Origin of the sequence: Henriciella sp. (assembly GCF_049649345.1) — a bacterium.
Taxonomy (GTDB): Bacteria; Pseudomonadota; Alphaproteobacteria; order Caulobacterales; family Hyphomonadaceae; genus Henriciella.
This window is the reverse complement of record NZ_JBARZC010000586.1, coordinates 1-5,445: the sequence shown is the minus strand read 5'-3', so window position 1 is coordinate 5,445 and position 5,445 is coordinate 1. Positions and strand designations below refer to the sequence as shown.

Annotated in this window: 7 protein-coding genes; 6 read left to right on the top strand and 1 reads right to left on the bottom strand. The window is 59.5% G+C overall.

All coding sequences use genetic code 11. The annotated features are described in order from the left end of the window. A partial coding sequence (locus WA989_RS16220; RefSeq protein ID WP_424341519.1) for a serine hydrolase domain-containing protein occupies window positions 1-1,191 on the top strand: 1,191 nt, incomplete at its 5' end. Continuing rightward, window positions 1,184-1,405 carry a hypothetical protein gene (locus tag WA989_RS16215; RefSeq protein ID WP_424341518.1) on the top strand — a complete coding sequence of 74 codons (222 nt, stop codon included), beginning with the start codon at window positions 1,184-1,186 and terminating at the stop codon, window positions 1,403-1,405. The genes WA989_RS16220 and WA989_RS16215, both read left to right, overlap by 8 nt. Window positions 1,406-1,477: 72 nt before the next feature. Here WA989_RS16215 and WA989_RS16210 read toward each other — a convergent pair whose 3' ends face one another. Further along, window positions 1,478-2,359 (bottom strand): LysR family transcriptional regulator, encoded by an 882-nt coding sequence (locus WA989_RS16210; protein ID WP_424341517.1) that lies wholly within the window; start codon window positions 2,357-2,359, stop codon window positions 1,478-1,480. A 93-nt stretch (window positions 2,360-2,452) separates the two neighbouring features. Between WA989_RS16210 and WA989_RS16205 the strand changes: the two genes are divergently transcribed. From WA989_RS16205 to WA989_RS16190, 4 genes are all read left to right on the top strand, one after another. Beyond that, window positions 2,453-3,196 (top strand): isochorismatase family protein, encoded by a 744-nt coding sequence (locus WA989_RS16205; protein ID WP_424341516.1) that lies wholly within the window; start codon window positions 2,453-2,455, stop codon window positions 3,194-3,196. A 92-nt stretch (window positions 3,197-3,288) separates the two neighbouring features. Further along, window positions 3,289-4,152 carry an alpha/beta fold hydrolase gene (locus WA989_RS16200; RefSeq protein ID WP_424341515.1) on the top strand — a complete coding sequence of 288 codons (864 nt, stop codon included), beginning with the start codon at window positions 3,289-3,291 and terminating at the stop codon, window positions 4,150-4,152. A 257-nt stretch (window positions 4,153-4,409) separates the two neighbouring features. After that, a complete protein-coding gene (locus WA989_RS16195; RefSeq protein WP_424341514.1) occupies window positions 4,410-4,949 on the top strand; it encodes a nuclear transport factor 2 family protein in 540 nt (179 codons plus the stop codon). 3 nt (window positions 4,950-4,952) lie between these two features. Beyond that, window positions 4,953-5,445 (top strand): SDR family oxidoreductase (locus WA989_RS16190; protein WP_424341513.1); only part of this gene is annotated, 493 nt, incomplete at its 3' end.

Genomic DNA, 5,445 nt, shown 5'->3' with positions numbered 1-5,445 from the left:
CCCATCGCGGCGTCCCCGGCTGCGCCAGACTTTATCGACGCGTCGCGCGACATCATCGCAAGAGATGCAACGGGCAATCTGGCGATGGTTGTGCTGGAGGGTGGGGAGGTTGTCGCCACGCATTTCGTTTCAGCTGGTGAGACGGTCGATGAACACACGCTTTTTCAGGTTGCCTCACTCAGCAAATGGCTTACCGCCTGGGGCGTCATGACGCTCGTCGAGGAGGGGCGCATTGGCCTTGATGATCCCATAGAAGCCCACTTGGAGCGCTGGAGCCTCCCTGCAGGCGAATTTGACAGTTCCGGCGTTACCGTGAGGCACCTTCTCAGCCATACGGCCGGCCTTGGCGATGGTCTGGGATACAATGGCTTTGCCTCCAGAGACGCCCTACAGACGCTCGAAGAGTCCCTTTCACACCCGGCAGATGCCTCCCCCGGTTCGACCGGGCCGGTTCGTCTGGTGCGTGAGCCGGGCCGCGACTGGGCCTATTCGGGAGGTGGCTACACATTGCTTCAGCTCCTGATTGAGGACGTCTCTGGGCGCCCGTTTGATACCTTCATGAAAGACGAGGTCTTTCGGCCTCTCGGCATGCAGCGGTCGACATTCGATCTCGACGAGGCGCGGCGGCGCGGTCTTGCGGAAAACTATCGCCAGGACGGAACAGCGGAGCCCTTTCGGTACTACACAGCGCTCGCCGCGACCTCTGCCTTCACATCGGCTGCTGACCTCACCGCCTTTCTGAAAGCGCAATTGCCGGATGCCAGACCGCGCAGTAATGTCCTGCTCGCCGATGAGACCCTGCGTGAGATGCGCCATCCGCATGCGGCCAAGCTCGGCGCTGACATCTGGGGGCTAGGTGTCATGCTCTATGCCCCAAACAACCAAGGCGATTTCATCATCGGTCACGATGGCAACAATGAGCCCTCCATCAACACCGCTGTCCGCTTCGATCCGGACACCGGCGATGGTATCATTCTTCTTGGGACCGGGAACGGGCTTCTTGCCACACACCTCGCCAGTGAGTGGGTTTTCTGGAAGACCGGAAACGTCGATAATCTGATGTTCGCCGAGGGTATTGACGGCATGATCAAGACCGCGCTCACGGGTGTGGTCATCCTGATAGTGTGTGGGCTCTTGATCGCCTTGGTCGCGGGTCGGCGGCGGGCAGGCTCAACGGACGGGCATGCCTGATCCCCGCAAGATCCAGGCGATGCTGGGCCCTGATCGTCTTCGTCTGCATCCAAGGAAAGTAGTGAAGGGGGCATCCACCAATGCGGGTGAAAATATTGTTTACCTTCAGCGCCATAAAGGGATTGCGTGCCAACAGATGCGCCAACAAAAGAAATCTGCATTGAGCGCAATTCTCGTCAAAGTATCTGGCAGCGATCTTTTGCTTCACATCTAAGGCGTGCAAGGACGGCTGGATCCCGAAAGAAGACAACCCAAGCCAATCTGAAGTGTTATTATCGCGCCGCGCCTACTGCCCCAGCTTGGCGACAAGGAACTGGGCCAGCACCCTTGCCGACTTGTTGGTGTTGCGGTGCCATTTGGCCAGGGTGACCGTGTGGCGGTCGAGAACGCAATCGGGCAGGACCGGGATGAGCGTTCCCTGGCTGACAAACGGTTCGGCTATGAAGGTGGGTAGTCGGGCGATACCGGTGCCCTTCTCGGCGGCGGTCGCAAGGAGGTCTGGCGCGCTGGCCACCAGACGCGCCGGGCCTGTCGACGCGCTGGTGCTTTCCCCCTTCTGGAAGAGGTTCAATTTCGTGTGGGCGCCGGGAGAACAATTGTTCGTCAGGAAAGGCCAGTTCTGCAAGTCTGCGATGTGCCTCGGCGGCGCAGCCTCTGCAAAAAGCTTCGGCGAAGCGTAGAGACGGGCTTCCACCGGCGCCAGCGACCAGATCTCAAACGCCTTTCCGGGCGACAAGCCAACATGCACAACGAGATCAACGTCTGAGGCATCTGGTGAGGTGAACCGGTCGCCAAGGGTCAGGTCGAGGGAAATGCCTGGATGACTTTCGAGAAAATCGATGAGGATCGGCTGCAGCACACCTCGCGTATACACGGCGGGCGCATAGAGGCTGACCAGGCCCGAAAGCCCCCCTTCGCTGTGCTCGATCCTGCGTTCAGACAGTTCGAGAATTGGCCGGCGCACCTGTTCGAACAATCTGTGCCCAAAGGGGGTCAGGTCCAGTCCGGTCCGGCCACGAATGAAGAGAGACGCATCGCGATGCTCTTCAAGTTTTGCGATTTGCCGGCTGACCGTCGATTTCGGCACGCCCAGGGCCTTGGCGGCTTGTGTGACACCGCGGCACTCGGCAACCGCCACAAAAGTTCTGAGGAGATTGAGATCAGTCACGTGTTCCGTATTTGCAACGCAAGTACCAATATTGCTTCATTGTCTATCTTTTTAGACGCGATAGGTCTGTTGAAGCAACAGGAAGACGTCACCATGCTCAGATCGCTATTATTCGTAGCATTTGTCTTTGCCGCGCCCGCCCATGCAAGCGAAGAACAGGCTGCGATCGACATGGCGATCCAGCGCGGGGCGGATCAGCGCATGACCCCCGAAAACACTGCGCTGGTTTATGTCGACTATACGAGCGGCCTCGACAATCTGATGAACACGATGCCGACTGACGTCTACAAGAACAACATCGCCGCATTCGCCAAATTCAACCCGCTCTTCGATCTGCCGACAGCGGTGCTCGGCACCGAGAATGAGTATTACGGCACAATGCTTCCGGAGATCACGGAGAATGTGACCGAGAATGTGCGGCGCTTTCCGCGTCACACATCCTCCGGTTTTACCGCCGAGATGGACGCCTGGCTGAAAGAGGAAGGCATCACCAACATCCTCATCGGCGGGATTTCGATCGATAATTGCGTCAGTCACACGGCGCTCGATGCGCTTGCCGCTGGCTACGGTGTGTATGTGGTCGTCGATGTCTCGAGCACCAATAGCCGGTTGGTCGAGGACGCAGCGATCATGCGGCTTGTTCAGGCCGGCGCTGTGCCAATTGGCTGGCTGAACGCAATGACCGAACTCGGACAGAGCTGGGAAGGCCCGTATGCCGACGGCATGAGAGCGATTGTCCGCGAACACTGGCCTGCTTCGACTGTCGGACCGACCGAGGATTCCACGCCAGATGGTGCGGGTCTCGGTGAGTTCGGCATGGATGATACCTCGGACTAGGGCCGTGCTTCTGCGACAGAGAATCCCTCAGCGAATGCCCCGTCGCGCCCTCAACGTCCCGCAATCAGACAGCCTGGAATTTGACGGACCCCATGATGCAGCTTTCTGATTTTGAGACGTTCCGTATTCCTGTCACCCCGACAGACTCGTTATACGTCCGGGTTGCAGGCGAGGGGCACCCACTCGTCCTTCTCCATGGCTGGCCGCAATACGGATTGATGTGGCATGCGGTTGCGCCGAGGCTTGCATCCCGGTTCAAGGTCATTGTGCCGGATCTGAGAGGCGCCGGCGGCTCCTCAATCCCTCGCACAGGCTATGACAAGAAGACCATGGCGAAGGACATCGCTGTGGTCCTGGACGCACTTGAGATCAACGAGACGTTTGTTGCCGGATATGATCTGGGATCAGGTGTCGCCTTCTCCCTGGCCGCGCAGTTTCGCGAGCGGGTCACGCGGCTTGCTGTCATGGAATTCGGATTACCCGGCTTCGGCTACGAGACCGTCATGGCGCCGACGCCTGAATGGACCAATGGGGCCAACTGGCATCTTGGCTTCTTCACAGTGCCTGACGTCGCCGAAATGGCTTTTGCGGGCAAGGAACGCGAGCTTCTGTCGTGGTTCTTCTGGCATCTTTCCCACAATGCAGATGCGGTTAGCGCGGATCACTTCGAGGCTTATGTACGATCGATATCGAGGCCTGGCGCCCTGCGGGCTGGCATCGAATATTATGCGTCGGTCTGGCAAGACGCCGAGGACAACAAGGCGCTTGCTGAAACACCCCTTTCCATCCCGGTACTGGCCATCGGCGGCGAGGTAAGTTCGGGCCCCTATGTGGAGCAGCTTTTCAGACCTGTTGCCGAGGATGTACGCGGCGCGGTTATCCCGAAAGCCGGCCATTGGCTCGGCGACGAAAATCCCGAATTTCTAACCGACACGCTAATGGAATTCTTCTCATGACATCGCCCTGGGGGGCAACACGGCGCGAGACGATCTTAGGCGCGGCAAGTCTGACCCTGCCTTTTGCGCTTCCAGCCCACGGGCAGAGCAAGCAAGACCAGAACCGCCGCGTCCTATGGTCTGCGGGGCTTAAAACAAAGGCCGTTGCAGACAGACTTGAGGTCGCCGCGCGTCACGGCTTCAGCCATATCTCTCTGTTTCCCATCGATTTTCAGGGGCTGCTCGATGCCTGTAACTCGCAGAAAGGACATCTTCTCATGACTGAAAAGCTCGTTGCACTCCTCCTGGCCGCTTGTCTGCCGGTCTGCCTGTCAGCCCCTCCGGCAAGCGCTCAGCAATCGGCCAGCTACATCACCGCACCCTCAACGCTGAGCCTCGAAGACGAGGCCGAAATGAAGCGAACCATCGTCCGGCTCAATCACGCGCTCGATGCCGCCGATTACGAATTGTATGCGAGTTTCTTCGCAGAAGACGCCGAGTTCGTGTCTGGCTTTGGCGTCGCGAAAGGGCGCGCAGAAATCGCAGCCGCACTGGAACAGTCGCGCCCCTTTATCACGGGCAAACGGCACGTGGCCGCCAACTTCCTGTTCAGCGGCGGCGGCAATGAAGCGGTGGTGACAACCTATCTCATCGTTTTCGAACGCGCCGCCTCCGTCGATTATGTCGGCTCAGCCATCAATGTGGACACCTTCGAAAAACGCGGCGGGGTCTGGGAGCTGGTTCACCACAGCTCAGAACTCGATCCTTCAACGGCTGCCGCAATGCAGGCGGCTATGGCGCCACCAGAGGAGCAATAGGACATGGGGACAGGAGAAAAGGCGATAGTCCTTGGCGGGGCTGGTGATGTTGGAGAAGGCATCGTCCGCCAGCTTCGCGCGGCGGGCTGGACCACCATTGTTCCCTCGCGCTCTGCAGACAAGCTGGACGCCCTGGCGACGGCCAGTCATGGCCACGGGGCCTTCGATCCGGTTGTGGCTGATATCGGCTCTGAGGCCGGAGGGGCCGATTCAGCCGATGAGATTGCCGCCCGGCATGGCTCTGTCGACCTGATCGTCGCTTCCGTCGGCGGCTGGTGGTCCGGACCGCCCCTGCTGAGCATGGCCGTCGAAGACTGGTACACTCTTCTCGAAGGCAGCCTGTCTTCGCACTTCCATGCCGCCAGAGCCTTCCTGCCGCTTGTTCTCGGCAATCCGGCGTCGCAGTACGTTTTCATCAATGGCGGCGCGGCGCGCATGCCTGTCCCGGGCTCCGGTCCTATCTCGGTGGCCGCAGCGGCGCAGGAGATGCTGCAAC